This is a genomic window from Streptococcus sp. HMSC10A01, assembly GCF_001807785.1.
Lineage (GTDB): Bacteria > Bacillota > Bacilli > Lactobacillales > Streptococcaceae > Streptococcus > Streptococcus gordonii.
Map to the genome: position 1 here is coordinate 114,416 of NZ_KV790967.1, position 17,022 is coordinate 131,437.

16 protein-coding genes, 2 tRNA genes and 1 pseudogene are annotated in these 17,022 nt (G+C 39.6%); 9 read left to right on the forward strand and 10 right to left on the reverse strand.

What is annotated here, in order from left to right:
- Positions 1–79: 79 nt before the first annotated feature.
- From HMPREF3108_RS03925 to HMPREF3108_RS03945, 5 genes are all read right to left on the reverse strand, one after another.
- On the reverse strand, positions 80–283 hold the full coding sequence (locus HMPREF3108_RS03925) for a CsbD family protein (RefSeq protein ID WP_008809820.1): 204 nt from the start codon (positions 281–283) through the stop codon (positions 80–82).
- Positions 284–366: 83 nt separating this feature from the next.
- Positions 367–957 (reverse strand): Asp23/Gls24 family envelope stress response protein, encoded by a 591-nt coding sequence (locus tag HMPREF3108_RS03930; RefSeq protein ID WP_061593950.1) that lies wholly within the window; start codon positions 955–957, stop codon positions 367–369.
- A 17-nt stretch (positions 958–974) separates the two neighbouring features.
- Positions 975–1,145, reverse strand: coding sequence for a DUF2273 domain-containing protein (locus HMPREF3108_RS03935; RefSeq protein WP_002899156.1), 171 nt, complete (start codon positions 1,143–1,145; stop codon positions 975–977).
- Positions 1,146–1,156: 11 nt separating this feature from the next.
- Positions 1,157–1,738 (reverse strand): alkaline shock response membrane anchor protein AmaP, encoded by a 582-nt coding sequence (gene amaP / locus HMPREF3108_RS03940; protein ID WP_045634110.1) that lies wholly within the window; start codon positions 1,736–1,738, stop codon positions 1,157–1,159.
- Positions 1,739–1,794: 56 nt separating this feature from the next.
- Positions 1,795–2,034 (reverse strand): GlsB/YeaQ/YmgE family stress response membrane protein, encoded by a 240-nt coding sequence (locus HMPREF3108_RS03945; RefSeq protein WP_061593949.1) that lies wholly within the window; start codon positions 2,032–2,034, stop codon positions 1,795–1,797.
- A 294-nt stretch (positions 2,035–2,328) separates the two neighbouring features.
- Between HMPREF3108_RS03945 and HMPREF3108_RS03950 the strand changes: the two genes are divergently transcribed.
- On the forward strand, positions 2,329–3,810 hold the full coding sequence (locus HMPREF3108_RS03950; RefSeq protein WP_048775916.1) for an AcpB/EbpR/MafR family transcriptional regulator: 1,482 nt from the start codon (positions 2,329–2,331) through the stop codon (positions 3,808–3,810).
- Positions 3,811–4,254: 444 nt separating this feature from the next.
- On the opposite strand, the pseudogene HMPREF3108_RS03955 reads toward HMPREF3108_RS03950, so the two are convergent.
- A pseudogene (locus HMPREF3108_RS03955) lies at positions 4,255–5,401 on the reverse strand (low temperature requirement protein A).
- 803 nt (positions 5,402–6,204) lie between these two features.
- On the opposite strand from HMPREF3108_RS03955, the gene HMPREF3108_RS03965 reads away from it, so the two are divergent.
- Positions 6,205–7,494 (forward strand): membrane protein, encoded by a 1,290-nt coding sequence (locus HMPREF3108_RS03965; RefSeq protein ID WP_032915016.1) that lies wholly within the window; start codon positions 6,205–6,207, stop codon positions 7,492–7,494.
- A 9-nt stretch (positions 7,495–7,503) separates the two neighbouring features.
- On the forward strand, positions 7,504–8,592 hold the full coding sequence (locus HMPREF3108_RS03970; RefSeq protein ID WP_001055021.1) for an AI-2E family transporter: 1,089 nt from the start codon (positions 7,504–7,506) through the stop codon (positions 8,590–8,592).
- Positions 8,593–8,732: 140 nt separating this feature from the next.
- On the opposite strand, the gene HMPREF3108_RS03975 is transcribed toward HMPREF3108_RS03970, so the two are convergent.
- The 4 genes from HMPREF3108_RS03975 to HMPREF3108_RS03990 form a co-directional block, all read right to left on the reverse strand.
- Positions 8,733–8,805, reverse strand: a tRNA-Lys gene (locus HMPREF3108_RS03975).
- Positions 8,806–8,867: 62 nt separating this feature from the next.
- A complete protein-coding gene (locus HMPREF3108_RS03980; RefSeq protein WP_000672740.1) occupies positions 8,868–9,383 on the reverse strand; it encodes a DUF308 domain-containing protein in 516 nt (171 codons plus the stop codon).
- Between the two features lie 333 nt (positions 9,384–9,716).
- Positions 9,717–9,789 (reverse strand) — tRNA-Lys (locus tag HMPREF3108_RS03985).
- Positions 9,790–10,054: 265 nt separating this feature from the next.
- On the reverse strand, positions 10,055–11,323 hold the full coding sequence (locus HMPREF3108_RS03990) for a replication-associated recombination protein A (protein WP_070493388.1): 1,269 nt from the start codon (positions 11,321–11,323) through the stop codon (positions 10,055–10,057).
- Positions 11,324–11,410: 87 nt separating this feature from the next.
- On the opposite strand from HMPREF3108_RS03990, the gene HMPREF3108_RS03995 reads away from it, so the two are divergent.
- The 6 genes from HMPREF3108_RS03995 to HMPREF3108_RS04020 all read left to right on the forward strand — a co-directional run bounded on the left by HMPREF3108_RS03995 (position 11,411) and on the right by HMPREF3108_RS04020 (position 17,010).
- A complete protein-coding gene (locus HMPREF3108_RS03995) occupies positions 11,411–11,881 on the forward strand; it encodes a DUF3013 family protein (RefSeq protein WP_048775206.1) in 471 nt (156 codons plus the stop codon).
- 9 nt (positions 11,882–11,890) lie between these two features.
- Entirely contained in the window at positions 11,891–12,343 is a 453-nt protein-coding gene (locus tag HMPREF3108_RS04000) for an NUDIX hydrolase (protein ID WP_048775208.1), read from the forward strand.
- Positions 12,340–12,810 carry a GNAT family N-acetyltransferase gene (locus HMPREF3108_RS04005; RefSeq protein WP_048775211.1) on the forward strand — a complete coding sequence of 157 codons (471 nt, stop codon included), beginning with the start codon at positions 12,340–12,342 and terminating at the stop codon, positions 12,808–12,810. The genes HMPREF3108_RS04000 and HMPREF3108_RS04005 overlap by 4 nt, the downstream gene beginning before the upstream one ends.
- Positions 12,811–12,953: 143 nt before the next feature.
- Entirely contained in the window at positions 12,954–13,907 is a 954-nt protein-coding gene (prmA, locus tag HMPREF3108_RS04010) for a 50S ribosomal protein L11 methyltransferase (RefSeq protein WP_070493483.1), read from the forward strand.
- Positions 13,908–14,651, forward strand: a complete 744-nt coding sequence (locus HMPREF3108_RS04015) for a 16S rRNA (uracil(1498)-N(3))-methyltransferase (protein WP_070493390.1) — start codon at positions 13,908–13,910, stop codon at positions 14,649–14,651.
- Positions 14,652–14,793: 142 nt separating this feature from the next.
- Positions 14,794–17,010, forward strand: a complete 2,217-nt coding sequence (locus HMPREF3108_RS04020; RefSeq protein WP_048777196.1) for a RelA/SpoT family protein — start codon at positions 14,794–14,796, stop codon at positions 17,008–17,010.
- The last annotated feature ends 12 nt before the right edge of the window (positions 17,011–17,022 follow it).

A 17,022-nucleotide genomic window follows, 5' to 3' on the forward strand; every position in this document is an offset into this window, starting at 1 on the left:
AATTACCGATTTCTGTCCCACTCTCTTTTTACTATTATAAATTACAAAGATGTTTTGCAAGAGAAATTAACTCTTAGCTTTATTTGTCGTCTTTATTAATCATATTTTTAACGCCTTCAATTGCGCCTTCGACAGCATCTTTGGCATCTTCAGCGACTTCTTTAACTTTAGAAACTACTTTTTCAGCAGCCCCTTCTTTTTCTGTTTTTTTATCACCAGTTAATTTTCCTAGTCCTTCTTTAACAGAACCTTTAGCTTGGTTGAATTTTTCTTCTGTAGACATAATCTTTACCTCCATTATGAGTTTTTAAGTATTTTATTTATAGAAAAGAAATAAAATAAAAATCTCTTTTCGTAGTTATAGTATTAATGAACGCGAGTTTTTTCCTTAGAAGTAGCTTCTTTAACAGCATCTACCCCTTCACCAACTTTTTCTTGAACAGCTGAGAAGCCTCCGCTAAGTCCAGATTTTGCTTTTTCAAATTGCTCTGAAGCGAATTCGCCTGTTGATTCTGCAATATCTGTTACTCGGTCTTGAAGACTAACTGAATCAGCTTCATGCTGTTCTTTAGTTTTGATATCAACAACATTAACATTGACTTCAACAACTTCTAAGTCAGTCATCTTAGAAACTTCTTCCACAACAACTTTCTTGATTTCGTCGTATAATGCAGGAACATTCTTTTGATATTCAACTACTACATTCAAGTCAACAGCTACTTGTTCTTTACCAACTTCGACATTAACACCGTTAGTGACATTATCAGTGTTAATCAATTTATCTGTTAAGTTAGAGAAGAAGCCACCGTCAACAGCCAGCAAACCTGAAACTTTCTCTAAAGAAAGGCCAATAATTTTTTGAATGACCTTATCATCATAAGTCAATTCACCTTTTACTTCGTGAGCTGCTTGAGCAACTTCTTTTTTTGCAACATCTTTAACATCTTTATTTGACATGTTAAACTCCTTTATTCTTATTTAAATATATTTTTGTTTTGAATATAATATCCAATTCCTGCCCCTAGAGTAGCGCAAATCAAGACAAATAGAGTCTTAAAGAAGCCAAAGGATAGGATAAAACACGCTAGAATAATGCCTGCTAATCCAGACAAGATTGGATATTGATATTTTTTAAACCATTCCATTTTTTACTTCCTTACTTTACACGACTAGTAGTTTTTTTAGCCGCTTCTTTTGGCTTGAAGTCTGAGACAGAGATTTTAAGCTTGACATTATGATTGATTCCGAAGAATTCTGTCAATCCAGACGCAATTTCTTCTTGAATCAACTGACTTCTCTTGATGATGTTTTCCGAAGGAACGATTGCCCCTTTAACGGACACCATGCATTTGTTTTTACGGCTATTTACTGAAACTGTAGGATCTTTAATTAAACCGTGTTCTGTTAACAGACTACGAACAAACCCTTCAATCGCTGAATTTTTCAGCATCAGTTTCCCATCCGCATCAGCTAGCTGAATTTCCAAACGTCTCTTAGGATAAAAAGCTATCACTAACATCAGTATTAGGATTAAGCTTGCTAGAATCAGAGTGCCCCAAAAGACATATCTAGAAAGATAGTATCCTACAAAAGGAATTTGCTTCCAAGTGAACAACTTCCAGGTAAATAGTTGAAGCCCCAGACCGCTAACTTTATGAAAATCTAGCAAAACAGGAATCAAAATTGTCAAGATTAAAATACATAGTATAAGAAAAAGTATTTTTCTTGATTTTGACATATTGAATCCTCACATCATTAAATTTTAAATTGTATTTTGAAAAGTAAAAGGACAATTTATGCCTTTTTACCTACAAAAAATGATACAACAGCTACTACAATAACTGCACCAATGATAGAAGGAAGTAAGGCCATACCAGCCAAACTAGGACCCCAAGTTCCAAAAAGTGACTGACCGACAGATGAACCGACTAAACCTGCAACAATATTTGCAATAACACCCATAGAACCGCCTTTTTTAGTGATTGATCCAGCAATAAGACCAATTACACCTCCAACAATAATAGACCAAAGCATATTGCTTCTCCTTTCTAAATCAAAATAATTTAATATTATTTTTTGATTAATATAATTATATAATTTTCTAACTTTGAAACATAATAATTCAACTTACTTTTATAATCATTTTTATGTATATAAGATACAAAAAAACAATAAAACGTTTATTTTATAGGGTTTTGATAGAAAAACAATATGATTTCTCATATATTTTTGAGTTATTGGATTAGTTTAAATATACACAATATGGTATAATTGCATGACAATATAAACACTATATTATCTATATTATAAAGAAAGATAACATTTTTAATGCGAGAATTACTGTCTAAAAAAAGTCACAGACAATTAGAATTATTAGAATTGCTATTTGAAAACAAACGATGGTTTCATATTTCTGAGCTAGCAGAATTATTACACTGTACAGAACGTTCTGTAAAAGATGACTTATCCCATGTCAGGTCCTCATTTCCTGACTTGATATTTCATTCCTCTACAAATGGCATACGTATTATTAACACCGATGATAGTGATATTGAGATGGTCTATCATCATTTTTTTAAGCATTCAACCCACTTTTCAATTTTAGAATTTATCTTCTTTAATGAAGGATGTGATACTGATAGTATTTCCAAAGAGTTTTACATCAGTTCATCCTCGTTTTACCGTATCATCGGTCACATTAATAAAATTATTAAGAAACAATATCGTTTTGAAATCAGCCTCAATCCAGTTCGAATCACTGGAAATGAAATCGATATCCGTTACTTTTTTGCCCAGTATTTTTCAGAGAAATATTATTTCCTTGAATGGCCCTTTGAAGATTTTTCTCAAGAACCCTTGTCTCAATTATTGGAATTAGTCTATAAAGCAACTTCTTTCCCGATGAATTTGTCAACTCACAGAATGTTAAAATTACTTCTGGTTACAAATTTATATCGTATAAAGTTTGGTCATTTCATGGAAGTTGAGAAAAATTCTTTTAACAATCAATTGTTAGAATCGTTCATGCAGGCAGAAGGAATCGAAGACATTGTAGCGAACTTTGATTCTGAATATCATATCTCTTTGAATAAAGAAGTGATAGGTCAACTATTTGTATCCTATTTTCAAAAAATGTTTTTCATAGATGAAGAAGTATTTCTGAATCATGCAAAAACAGACAGCTATGTAAAAAAATCGTATCAGTTATTGGGCGATCTAGTAGATCAGGTATCAAGAGAGTATAATCTCCAAGTAGACAATAAGGACAATCTGATTTGGCATCTGCATAATACAGCACATCTGCATCGCCAGGAATTATCGACAGAGTTTATCTTATTTGATCAAAAAGGCAATACAATCAAGAACTTTCAAAATATTTTCCCTCGATTTGTTTCGGAGGTGAAGGAAGGGATTGAACATTATCTAGAGGCTTTGGATATGGATTACAATTCAATGAAAGTCAATCACTTGAGCTATACTTTTATTACCCATAGCAAACACTTAGTGTTAAATCTTTTACAAAATCAACCTAAATTAAAGGTTTTGGTCATGAGTAATTTTGATCAGTATCATGCAAAATCAGTAGCAGAGACACTTTCTTACTATTGCAGCAACAATTTTGAACTGGAGGTTTGGAGTGAATTAGAACTATCACTTGATTCTTTAAAAGAATCACCTTACGATATCATCATTTCGAATTTTATTATTCCACCCATTGAGAACAAGAGACTGATCTATTCCAATAATATTAATACGGTCGCACTCATCTCCTTACTTAACGCAATGATGTTTATTCGACTAGATGAGTAACTAAGAATAATAAAAAAACGCTATGTAGCGTTTTTTTGTTATGAGAAGAGAATTTCATCTATATTAGACTCAGAATATCCTAAAAATTTAAGCAAAAAAGCCTTGATTTTCAAGGCTTTTTTCTCTATTTCTATGCCCCCTGCATGGATTTGTAAGAACTTTTCATATTGAAAATAAACAAAAATGTTGAAATATAGCTGATTTTAGGGAAATACTTTTAGGTGTTTTCAATGTCAGGATTTAAAAATGGGGCAAAAGTGGGGCAAAAACGAATGACTCGTATTTGGTTTGAAAACCTATAATACCTAATGATTATGCTATTCTAGATATATAGTTTTGTTATAAATAAATGTCAGTGCGAGATCAAATTGGAGGATAAAATGGAAAAACAAATTAATGAAAAAAAAGCCTTGGTTCCCAAAGCTTTTTAATCTTATAAACTCATTAAAACAACTCCCAGTAAGGTGTGGAATGTTTTTTAGTCTGTGTCATATAAAAATAAATAGAATGAATAGCTATAGCTAGAGCTAAAATGGTTGTTATACTCACTACTATTATAGGATTAGAAGCAAAGATTAAAGAGAGAATCAAGGCAGCCAGATAGAGTGTCGCTTGGACACAGTAGTAACTTTTCGAATAGCGAAGATAGTGTTTGTTATGGGGCCCATTTACTAGGACAGCAGCTTGAAAGAGGCCAAATCCGATATAAGAGAAGCTGGTTGCAAAGAGACGATTAGCTTCAGGATTCTGAAGAAATCCCATCGATACAGTCATCATCATAAGTCCAATGAAAATAGGATAGTGACTGTAAATTAGAAATAGCCCCTTTTGATTAGATTTTTCATCAATAGCATGGTCGAATTGACCAAAATAAAACAAGAACAGAGAAATCATAATAATGAAATAAAGAACCGAATAAATCGAGAAATTCTCGATTGTAAAGAAGTTAGCTAGCTCCGTAATCATCTCTCCAAACATAATAATGACAAGAAGGGAGATGCGCTCGATTAAATGGGGGAGATTTACCTGGTAATGCTTATCTTTATTAAGCAAGATACTTGGCATAATAAATGTTAGCAGAATACTAGCATAAAGGATATAGACTCCAATGTAAATAGGAAGAAGAGCTGCTAGATAGATTTCTAAACTTCGTAGACCTGTTATCCATAGAAAACCTTTGATACTTTCCCTATGAACATTATCGGTTGATTTTTTAAAAAACTCAACCAAATATTGAAAAAATAAGGTAAGGGTTAATGTACCAATAGCCCAACAGACATAATGAAAATATTGTTGCCAATCAGGTCCAATCATATTGGCTATAAAGAGTAAAATTCCCATTTTGATAAACATGATTACTATGTTAAATAAAAGAGTTCTTTCCATAGCGATTGGTATAATCGGTTTGAATCATCCAGGAATCGATGAGAATCAAAGTAGCAATGAGAAAATCAAGGAAAGAATTCCAAGTCAAAATACCGTTATGAAGATGGTGAATTAAAGCAGTTACTTTTGAAATCGCAAAAACAAAAACTAGATCATAAAAAAGTTCTGAATAATTTACACGTTTATGTTTAACAAGAGTTGTCATCTTAAGACCTTTCTATTTTAGAAGTACAATTTATTATAACAGAAAATGGTAATAAAAAAAAAGGAGATGCTTAAATAACTTCATGTGACGCGAATGAACTGCGCCACAAAAGTTAGGTTTTTTCTGTCTAACTTTTGGGGTGCAGTTCAGAAGGGGTGTTTTTTCTATCGTTTTTTAGTGCTAAGACTACACAAAAAAGCCTTGATTCCAAGGCTTTTTCCTGTTGATTTAGATGCCCCCTACAGGGATTTGGAAAGGACTTTCATATTGAGAGCAATTAAAAATATTGAAATATAAGTGATTTTAGGTATTTTCAATGTCATGATTTAAAAATGGGACAAAAGTGGGGCAAAAACCATACAGATTCTAAACTGTATGGTTCTTTTTTTATCTAACCAAGAAAGGTTAAAACTTATTAAAACAAATGCAATCAACTGTTGAAAACTTTTTAGTCCGTGTAATATAAAAACAAGTAAAAAGTTGAACTATAGGGAATATTGTGTCATAATAGGTAATAGATGAATAATTAATAGATTGGAAATAATGCTTTCTTACCTTAACAAGTTGAATTGGTTATACATTTTTTCGTCGCAATTGTGTCTATCTCTCGAGTTTAGCTAGTTTTTATAAGCTCTGGTTTCTAATCAATATAACAAATTTTAGAAGTGCATAAGACAAGATGGTGACATTATTACAGTCATTTCTAGTCACCATATGTTGCTGGCACAGGCTGTTTGTAGTGTTGGCTATTTACTAGTCAGTTTAATCGGAGTGTTTAATTTTTATTGTTGAAAGGTTTTTATATGGCGAAAATTCTATCTTTAGGTCTGACAGGTAAGAAATTACTTGCTCAGGGGTTCTTGTTTGTTCTGCTAGGTCTCATCTTGATGGTCACGGGGACTTGGTTGCCAGTAACAGTTATTCGCCTGGTTCTGTTTTTAGCTTGGATAGCAACGGTCGTAGATTTGCTATTAAGAGTTTTCAAAAAAAGCCAGTCAACGGATACCTTGGGAGTTGCACTGGTTAAATTGTTAGTGCTGGGATATTTGCTAGGTTCTAATCTTGCGACTGATATACCGATTTATGTTCTGGCTCTTGTGATTGGAGTTTATCAGATTTTTCATGCTAGTATTAACCTTGTCACCTATGTTCTCTACCGCAAAAACAAAATTCGACCTCGTTTTCGTCTCTTACTAGATGGACTCGTACTAGTTTTTCTTGGTGGGACTAGTCTTTTGTCCTCTACAGGAAATTCTGTCTTTCAACTCTTTGTATTAGGGGCTTATTTTTTCCTTTATGGTGTGTCCAATATCCGTGATGGTTTCTTGTTTGAGGAGGAAATTGGGAAAAACCATCTCAAACGTCGTGTAAGAATGAGCTTACCTATTGTCCTAGCCGCTCTCATCCCTGCAAGTACTTTAGCAAAAATCAACAAATTCATGCAGGAAAATGCTGATGAGAGAGAGGATATCCATCTTGGAATGGTGAAGTCTGGTAAGACAGCGGAGCTTGAAATTTTTGTTCATACAGCTGAGACCTCTCTGTTTTCGGCAATTGGTCATGTGGATATCTGCTATCAAGGCCGTGTTATTTCTTATGGCAACTATGATCCGTCTTCTGAGACCTTATTTGGCATGGTAGGAGATGGTGTCTTATATTTCTGTGATCGTGACAAGTACATTGACCTATGTAAACGTGAGAGTCAAAAAACGCTTTTTGGTTATGGGATAGATTTGACGCCTGAAATGGAAAAAGCAGTTCAGAAAAAGTTGGCTGAATTGAAACAACTGACGATTCCATGGGAGCCAAGTGCAGATAAAATCATGACAGGTGATGGTAAGGAAGACTACACCTACGCTTATAAAATCAGACATGAGACAGATGGGGAACTTTATAAATTTATCAAATCTAAGTTTAAATCCTACTTTGTCTTATCTACAAACTGTGTGCTCTTGGCTGATACCATAGTCGGTCAGGCTGGCACCGATATCCTCTCACCCAAAGGATTTATCGCTCCAGGAACTTACCAAGCCTACCTTAATCGAGAGTTTGAAAAACCAAATAGTATAGTCGTATCTAAACATGTTTATTAAGAAGAATTTATGAACTTAGTAAAAAAATACACCCCGTTAATACTTTTTATAGGGCTGGTTGCTCTTGTAATTCTGAATGCATCGAGCTTTATATCAGGAGCAATCTCTCTCTTTGATGTAATATCAACCTTGATTTATGGTGCTGTTATTGCTTTTGTGCTTAATGTTCCTATGAAAAAAATTGAACAGTACTTAGTTAAATTGAAGGTAAAGGCAGAGTTGCGTCGTCCGATTGCCATGGTACTTGTTTTCCTAGCTCTTATCTTAATCGTGATTGCTCTTTTGGTTTTGGTGCTGCCAACCCTAGCCCAGACTATTAGTCAGCTGGGAACAGTCCTTTCAACAGTCCTTACTCAACTTGGGAAATTGCTAGGCAGCTCGGAATTTGTAACCAAAGACATGTTGTCAACTATCGTATCAGGCATACAGGGACAATCTAGTTCTATTAGCCAAGCTTTGATAGGTTTTTTATCAGGTCTGACTAGTAATATCGGCAATATTTTTTCAAGTTTGATGAATGCCTTTTTGATTATAGTCTTCACCTTTTCATTTTTATCCAGTAAGGAACATTTGGCAGCGATGACGAGTCGACTTCTAAAAGTTTTTCTTCCAGAGAAGGTGGTGATAAAGTTGACTTACATTGGACAAGTAGCACTAGAGACTTATGACCAATTTTTGATGAGTCAGCTGATTGAAGCAGTTATCATAGGAGTTATGATAGCGGTTGGTTACAGCGTGTTTGGGATACCCTATGGAGTAATGACAGGTATCTTTGCAGGAGTGCTATCGTTCATTCCTTATGTAGGGCCTATGATTGCTTGTGTTGTGGGAGCGATTTTTATCTTCACAGTGAGTCCTACTCAAGCCTTACTTTCTCTTCTTCTATATCAAGTTATACAGCTGATTGAAGGAAACCTTATTTATCCTAGAGTTGTAGGTCAGTCTATTGGTTTGCCAGCTATTTTCACGCTTGCGGCTGCTAGTATTGGAGGCAATCTCTTTGGCTTACTTGGGATGATATTCTTTACACCGATATTTGCTGTTATCTATCGATTGGTTAAGGAATTTGTCGTTGCAAAGGAAAATCAGCTAGATTAAGAAAAACTAAATTTAATAAGATATACTGAGAAGAGAGTGAGAGATTCTCTTCTCTTTTATTTTTAAATACTTTTCTACAAAAAGCTATTAGACGTTAAAAAAAGCCTTGGTTTCAAGGCTTATTTCTGTTGATTTAGATGTGCCCCCTGCAGGGCTCGAACCTGCGCCCCATAGCTTAAGAGTCTACTGCTCTACCAACTGAGCTAAGGAGGCAACAGAAAAAGCTGAGAATGTAACTTCCCAGCTATTTTAATATGCCCAAAATGGCAGCTAGATTATTTACGAAAGGCATCAAGGATATAGGTGAAACCAACAATTAAAAATGCAAAGGCAACGACATAAACGACAAAGACACTTGTAGCTACTGGATTGAACAAAATCACTAGACCTAGTAAAAATGCAAGCAACGCTATCCACATGATATGGTTGCCAATAATAGGGAAAATCAATCCCAGACGATTGCCTTTAAAGAAAACTATAATGGCTTCTACAATTAACCAAATTCCTAAAATAGTTGGAATGACAACTGGCAGCGTCACAAAGCCATAGGCAACGAGGTAAAGAGCTAAGAGAAGATTAACAATCCCTTGGAAAAGATGAGCTGGTGAGCGAAGCTCTTTTGGTACAGAGAAATAGCCTAAAATAGCTGCTATAGAAGAAACCAGTAAACCAAATGCAATCCACCAGCTGTAAGCAACAAGATTAGCTACTGGGTTTGTAAATAGGAAAAGTCCTAAAAGGACAAAAACAACTCCTGCAAGGAATAGCAGTAAACGATTAGAAAATTTCATTTCAATACCCCCTATATAGTATAGTTTGTTAATAAAACTATTATACTTATTTTTATAGAAAATGTCAATAAAATAAATAAACAATTTGGAAGTTTCAGTCTGATTCATGAAAAGAAAATCAGTTTTTATCATTTTGAAAATAAAAAGAGAAGATAAAATTTGTCTTCTCTACATGAAAATATTGTATGGCATCAAAGCAAAAGTAACTGGCTTTACACTATTTGTTAAGATGTAATTTGATTCAAAAAGAAAAGATAGATTTAAATGTAGGGCAAATCAGTTATAGACAAACAAAAAAGCCTTGTAAATCAAGGCTTTTTCCTGTTGTTTAGATGCCCCCTGCAGGGCTCGAACCTGCGACCCATAGATTAAGAGTCTACTGCTCTACCAACTGAGCTAAGGAGGCAACAGAAAAAGCTGTATTGGTGCCGGACCTTCACGATTTGTATTGAACCCGCGCAATTAAGCAGGTGGGCAACTCGCTCTAACTGAAGCTGCTTCCGCGTGATACGGCCTGCATGCTGTTAGAAGTCTTTTGTTTCCCTAATAATACAAAAAATAGTCGGTCAACACTTAAGTGTGAAGTCGTACACCACAGCGTTTCTATAATTATAATACCATAAATTTTGAAAAATTCAAGAGAAAAACATGATTTTTTGCAAACGATACCATCATTTTTTGAGCTGATCAATCTTATCCTTGGTCATTCCAAGGGCTCGCTCGTATTTGCCGTTTTCGTTAGGCGTGAAATAATTGGCATCTTTTATCTTATCAGGCAGATAGTCTTGCTTGATCCAATTGCCAGGATAGGAGTGAGGGTAGAGATAGTCCTGTGCGTTGCCTAGTTCTTTACTGCCTGCATAGTGTCCGTCGCGTAAGTGACGTGGAATGGGGAGATTTCCATTCTTTCGTAGGTCGGCTAAGGCCTTGTCCATAGCCACATAGGCTGAGTTGGACTTGGGGGATAGGGCCAAGTCAATGACAATATTAGCAATAAGGATACGAGCTTCAGGAAATCCAATCCGCTGGGCTGCTTCTAGAGCTGTAACGGTATGGACTTGTGCGTCAGGATTTGCCAGACCAATATCTTCATAAGCGATAACGGTCAAGCGTCGAGCTAGGCTAGGCAGGTCTCCTGCCTCAACAAGGCGAGCTGCGTAGTGGAGGCTGGCATTGACATCGGAGCCGCGGATGGACTTCTGTAGGGCAGAGAGGACATCGTAATGGCCGTCTCCATCCTTATCCATGGTGATATAGCACTTTTGCAGGCTGTTTTCCATCACATCAAGCGTGATGTGGCGGATGCCCTTGCCATCTTCTGGAGTAGAGAGCACAGCTAAATCCAGCGAGTTATAGGCAGAGCGCAGGTCTCCGTTGGTAGAGATGGTAATGAAATCCAGAGCTTCTTTGTCTAGCTCTACTGGAAAATCAAATCCTCTTTCCTTATCCGTCAAGGCTAGCTGAATGGCTGTCCGGATGTCGTCGTTGCTGAGGGGCTCAAGCTCAAATATCTGAACTCGGCTTCGGATGGCAGGAGTGACAGAAAAGAAAGGATTTTCCGTCGTTGCCCCAATCATGATGACCAGACCGCTTTCTAATAGCGGCAGCAGAAAGTCTTGCTTGGTCTTGTCCAAGCGATGAATCTCATCCAGTAGGAGCACTAATCCGCCGGAGAATTTCGCTTCTTCCGCAATCTCTTGCAGACGCTTCTTGCTATCTACGGTGGCATTAAAGGTCCGAAAAGCATATTTAGTTGTGCCGGCGATAGCCGAGGCGATAGAGGTTTTTCCGATGCCGGGTGGCCCGTACAGAATCATCGAGGACAGGCGATTGGCTTCAACCATGCGACGGATGATTTTCCCGGGTCCGACCAGATGTTGCTGGCCGATAATCTGATCAATGTCGGTCGGCCGCATGCGCAGGGCGAGGTTTTCTGGCATAAGATTTCCTTTCTGCAAGTGTTTTTCTTGGCTTTTTGTGTTACTATTGTAGATAGTAATATTTTATCACAATGAAAAGAGGAAATCATGGCTAAGTACGGTTTTTTGGAGATATTGGACGAGGAAATGGGGAAGAGCTTTCCTTTTGACTATGAGATAAACTGGGACAAGAAGAATCACGCAGTCGAGGTCGCCTTTCTCCTTGAGGTGCAAAATCCAGGCGGGATTGAGACGGTTGATGCTGAGGGCAATGCCTCAGCTGAGGATATTTACTTTGAGGAAGCCGTACTTTTCTATAATCCGACCAAGTCTCGCTTTGAGGCAGAGGACTATCTGGCAGCCCTGCCATATGAGCCGAAGAAGGGGCTGTCACGGGAGTTTCTGGCTTATTTCGTGGATTTCCTAACCCAAACGGCTGAGTCGGGCCTCGATGCCCTCATGGACTTCTTAGCAGATCCAGAGGTGGCAGAGTTTGAGTTAGCTTGGAATGCTGAGGCTTTTGAAAATGGCAGAGCGGACTTGACTGAGACAGACTTTTATCCTTATCCGAGGTACTAGGAGGCGCTTATGGCGGATGAAGAAGGACTAGATTTACTGCACAAACAGATGGAGTTTTCTGGCTGCAAGATTGCCTTGCTCTGTGATGATAAGCTACTGACTATCTTGCGAGACGATATTCCAACCATTCCTTGGCCCAAAATGTGGGAGCTGCCGGGCGGTGGCCGAGAGGGCGAGGAGACACCTTTTGAATGCGTACAAAGAGAAGTTTTTGAAGAGCTTGGTTTGAAGCTTGAAAAAGCGGATATTCTCTGGGCTAAGGACTATCAAGGAATGCTTGATCCAGACAAAACCTCTATTTTTATGGTGGGAACCATCACTCAGGAAGAATTTGCCGGTATCGTCTTTGGCGATGAGGGGCAGGCTTATCAGATGATGGATGTGAGCCAGTTCTTATCAGATGAAAAGGTTGTTCCGCAGCTACAGGACAGGTTGAGAGATTATTTGGAGGTGCGAGTATGATTCATATTGATCGGGCGGGAGCTGAGGATTTAGAGACTATTATTGCCATTCAGCGAGCGAGTTTTAAGGCCGTTTATGAGAAATATCAGGATCAATACGACCCCTATCTGGAGGAGCGAGAGCGGATTCACTGGAAGCTGGTTGAGCGGCCCAATAGTTTTTATTATTTTGTCAAAGACGGCGAGAAGATTCTGGGCTTTATCCGCTTGAATACAAATGATGAACAGACAGCAGGCTGGATTGGGACAGTGGCGATTTTGCCAGAGTGCCAGAATAAAGGATATGGCTCTGAGGGGCTTGGTCTGATTGAGGAGAAATTCTCTACCATTAGGCAATGGGATTTGTGTACGGTTTTCCAGGACAAAGGTATGGTGGCTTTTTATGAGAAAAACGGCTATCATCAGACCCATATTGAGCCCGAAAAAGAGGGCATGGATATGGTCTATATGACGAAGATAATGAAATAAACAAAGAAAGGATTGTTCAGTTAAATTTCTAAACTGAACCCGCCCTAAATACTGTGCCAAAAATAAAAGTTTCTCTTAGACGCAAGCGTCGTCAGAGAATTTCCTATTTTGGCTTTGTATTTTACGGGCTTGGTATTTTAATGATGGACACTTGGCAGGAATTAACGATTGAAGTGAAGCGGGAGGCAGAGGAAGCGGCCTCGAATATTCTGATTGAGCTGGGCAGTCAGGGTGTGGCTATCGATGACAGCGCAGATTATCTGGGGCAGGTTGACCAATATGGTGAGCTTTTTCCAGAAGTTGAGCAGAGCGAGCGGGTCAAGATTACGGGCTACTATCCGGCTTCTGTAGATATAGAAGCTGTTGCGGCCCAGGCCAATGAGCGTTTGGCTGAGCTGGATGGCTTCGGCTTGGAGACGGGAGATATTCAGCTGACTCGGCAGGAACTGGCTGAGGAAGATTGGGCGGATAATTGGAAGAAATACTTTGAGCCGGCTCGTATTACTCATGATTTGACTATTGTGCCGTCCTGGACGGAGTATGAAGCGACAGCTGGTGAGAAGATTATCAAGCTGGATCCTGGCATGGCCTTTGGGACAGGTACTCACCCGACGACCAAGATGAGCCTCTTTGCGCTGGAGCAGGTCTTGCGGGGCGGAGAAACTGTGCTGGATGTGGGCACAGGAAGCGGAGTTCTCTCCATTGCCAGCTCACTTTTAGGCGCTAAGGACATCTACGCCTATGATTTAGATGAGGTGGCAGTGCGCGTGGCTCAGGAAAATATTGAGCTCAATCCAGGTATGGAGAATATCCATGTGGCGCCGGGGGATCTTCTTCGAGGTGTGGAAATCGAGGCGGATGTCATTGTTGCCAATATTTTGGCCGATATACTCATCCATCTGACTGAGGATGCTTATCGTCTAGTCAAGGATGAGGGCTATCTGATTATGAGTGGGATCATTTCTGAGAAGTGGGAAATGGTGCGCGAGTCAGCGGAAGCGGCAGGATTTTTCTTGGAAACGCATATGATTCAGGGCGAATGGAATGCCTGTGTCTTTAAGAAAACGCAGGACATTTCAGGCGTGATAGGTGGTTAGATGCAGCAGTATTTTATAAAAGGAAACCCTCAGTCTCCTCTGGTGGTCACGGATAAGGACACGACCAAACATATGTTTTCAGTCATGCGGCTCAAAGCGGGCGACCAAGTCACATTAGTCTTTGATGATGGCGTGAAACGACTGGCTCGGGTGCTAGACCCCAGTCAGCAGAGCTTGGAAATCTTGGAGGAGTTAGCGGATAATACCGAGTTGCCGGTTCAAGTGACCATTGCTTCAGGTTTTCCTAAGGGTGATAAGTTGGAGTTTATCACCCAGAAGGTAACGGAGCTAGGAGCCAGTGCTATCTGGGCTTTCCCGGCGGACTGGTCGGTGGCCAAGTGGGATGGCAAAAAACTAGACAAAAAGAGTGAAAAGCTGGAGAAAATTGCTCAGGGAGCAGCTGAGCAGAGCAAGCGCAATCTAATTCCAGAAGTTCGTCTCTTTGATAAAAAGGCAGACTTTCTTGCTCAGCTGGCTCAATTTGACACCATCGTTGTGGCCTATGAAGAATCGGCCAAAGAAGAAGAAACTGCAGCTCTAGTTCGTACTCTGTCGGGTTTGGCAGCCGGTGCAAAAGTTCTTTTTATCTTCGGGCCGGAGGGCGGTCTCTCGCCAGAGGAAATAGCAGCCTTTCATAAAGCAGGTGCTGTATCAGCAGGTCTAGGCCCACGTATCCTGCGGGCTGAAACAGCCCCGCTTTATGCCTTGACCGCAGTCAGTGTTTTGTCTGAACTAATGAACTAAATGATACTGTACCTCATCGGATGAGGTACAGTTTTTTTGGCTTCTGCTGTCTTTTTATTAAAACAGGCCAGGCTCTTTGCATAAGTGTTTTCTTATTGCCTTAAAAATGATAAAATAATAGGCAAGAAATTGGAGAGAATGAATGCCAAAAGAAGTGAATTTAACGGGCGATCAGGTCGTCGCTTTAACAAGGAAATATTTAGCAGCTGAGGATGTGGCCTTTGTTCAGAAAGCCTTGGTATATGCAGTGGACTGTCATAGCGGGCAATTTCGCAAGTCGGGAGAGCCCTATATTGTTCATCCTATTCAGGTAGCTGGGATTTTGGCCAAACTTAAGCTTGATGCAGTTACAGTTGCCTGTGGTTTTTTGCATGATGTGGTAGAAGATACAGATGCTAGTTTAGATGATTTAGAGCGTGAGTTTGGTCCAGATGTCCGGACGATTGTAGACGGTGTGACCAAACTGGGGAAGGTTAAGTACAAATCCCACGAGGAGCAGCTTGCTGAGAATCACCGTAAGATGCTGATGGCTATGTCGGAGGATATTCGGGTTATCTTGGTTAAGTTGGCGGACCGCCTTCACAATATGCGGACGCTCAAGCATTTACGCAAGGATAAGCAGGAGCGGATTTCGCGCGAAACAATGGAGATCTATGCGCCCTTGGCTCATCGCCTGGGGATTTCCAGTGTCAAGTGGGAGTTAGAGGACTTGTCTTTCCGCTATCTCAATGAAGTCGAGTTTTATAAGATTTCTCACATGATGAAGGAAAAACGACGTGAAAGAGAAGCCTTGGTCGAAGAAGTCGTGAGTAAGATTGAGACCTATGCAGGTGAACGACATTTGCATGGGAAGATATATGGGCGACCTAAGCACATCTACTCGATCTACCGTAAGATGCAGGACAAGAAAAAGCGATTTGATGAAATCTATGACTTGATTGCTATTCGATGCATTTTGGAAACACCAAGCGATGTCTATGCAATGCTTGGCTATATCCATGAGCTATGGAAACCAATGCCGGGTCGTTTTAAGGATTATATCGCCAACCGCAAGGCCAACGGTTACCAATCCATCCATACAACGGTTTATGGGCCTAAGGGACCGATTGAGTTTCAGATTCGGACTAAGGAAATGCACGAAGTCGCTGAATACGGGGTTGCAGCTCACTGGGCCTACAAGAAGGGCATTAAGGGCAAGGTTGATAGCAAAGAATCTGCAATCGGAATGAACTGGATCCAAGAATTGATGGAATTGCAAGCTGAGTCTGGTGATGCCAAAGAATTTGTGGATTCGGTCAAAGAAAACTATCTGGCTGAAGAAATCTATGTCTTTACGCCTGATGGCTCTGTACGTGCTCTACCTAAGGATTCAGGGCCGATTGATTTTGCCTATGAGATTCATACCAAGGTTGGGGAGAGGGCGACAGGTGCTAAGGTCAATGGACGCATGGTTCCATTGACGACCAAGCTTAAGACTGGTGACCAGGTTGAGATTATCACCAGTGCCAACTCTTTTGGTCCCAGTCGAGACTGGATTGGTCTGGTTAAGACTAGTAAGGCTCGCAATAAAATTCGTCAATTCTTTAAAAACCAAGACAAGGAATTATCCATCTCTAAAGGTCGGGAACTTCTGCAAGCTCAATTCCAAGAAAATGGCTATGTAGCCAATAAGTACATGGACAAGAAGCATATGGAAGAGGTCCTGCAAAAGACCAGCTATAAGACAGAAGAAGCTCTGTTTGCAGCTATTGGGTTTGGTGAAATAGGAGCTATTTCGATTTTCAATCGTCTGACTGAAAAAGAGCGCCGTGAAGAGGAACGGGCCAAGGCTAGAGCTGAGGCTGAGGAATTAGTCAAAGGCGGCGAGGTCAAGGTTGAAAACAAAGAGACCCTCAAGGTCAGACATGAGGGAGGTGTAGTCATTCAGGGGGCATCTGGTCTACTGATTCGGATTGCCAAATGTTGTAACCCTGTTCCAGGTGACCATATTGTTGGTTACATTACCAAGGGTCGTGGTGTGGCTATCCATCGCTTGGACTGTATGAACCTTAAGGCTCAGGAAAACTATGAGCAGCGCCTGATTGATGTCGAGTGGGAAGAAAATAATACGACCAAAGAATACACGGCCCACATTGATATCTATGGATTGAACCGAACTGGCCTTCTCAACGATGTGCTACAGGTCTTATCGAATACAACTAAAAACATCTCTACTGTTAATGCTCAGCCGACCAAGGATATGAAATTTGCCAATATCCACGTTTCTTTTGGTATTGCTAATCTATCTATGCTGACAACAGTGGTGGATAAGATTAAGAGCGTTCCGGAGGTCTACTCAGTTAAGCGGACTAATGGATAAGTATGCGGACTG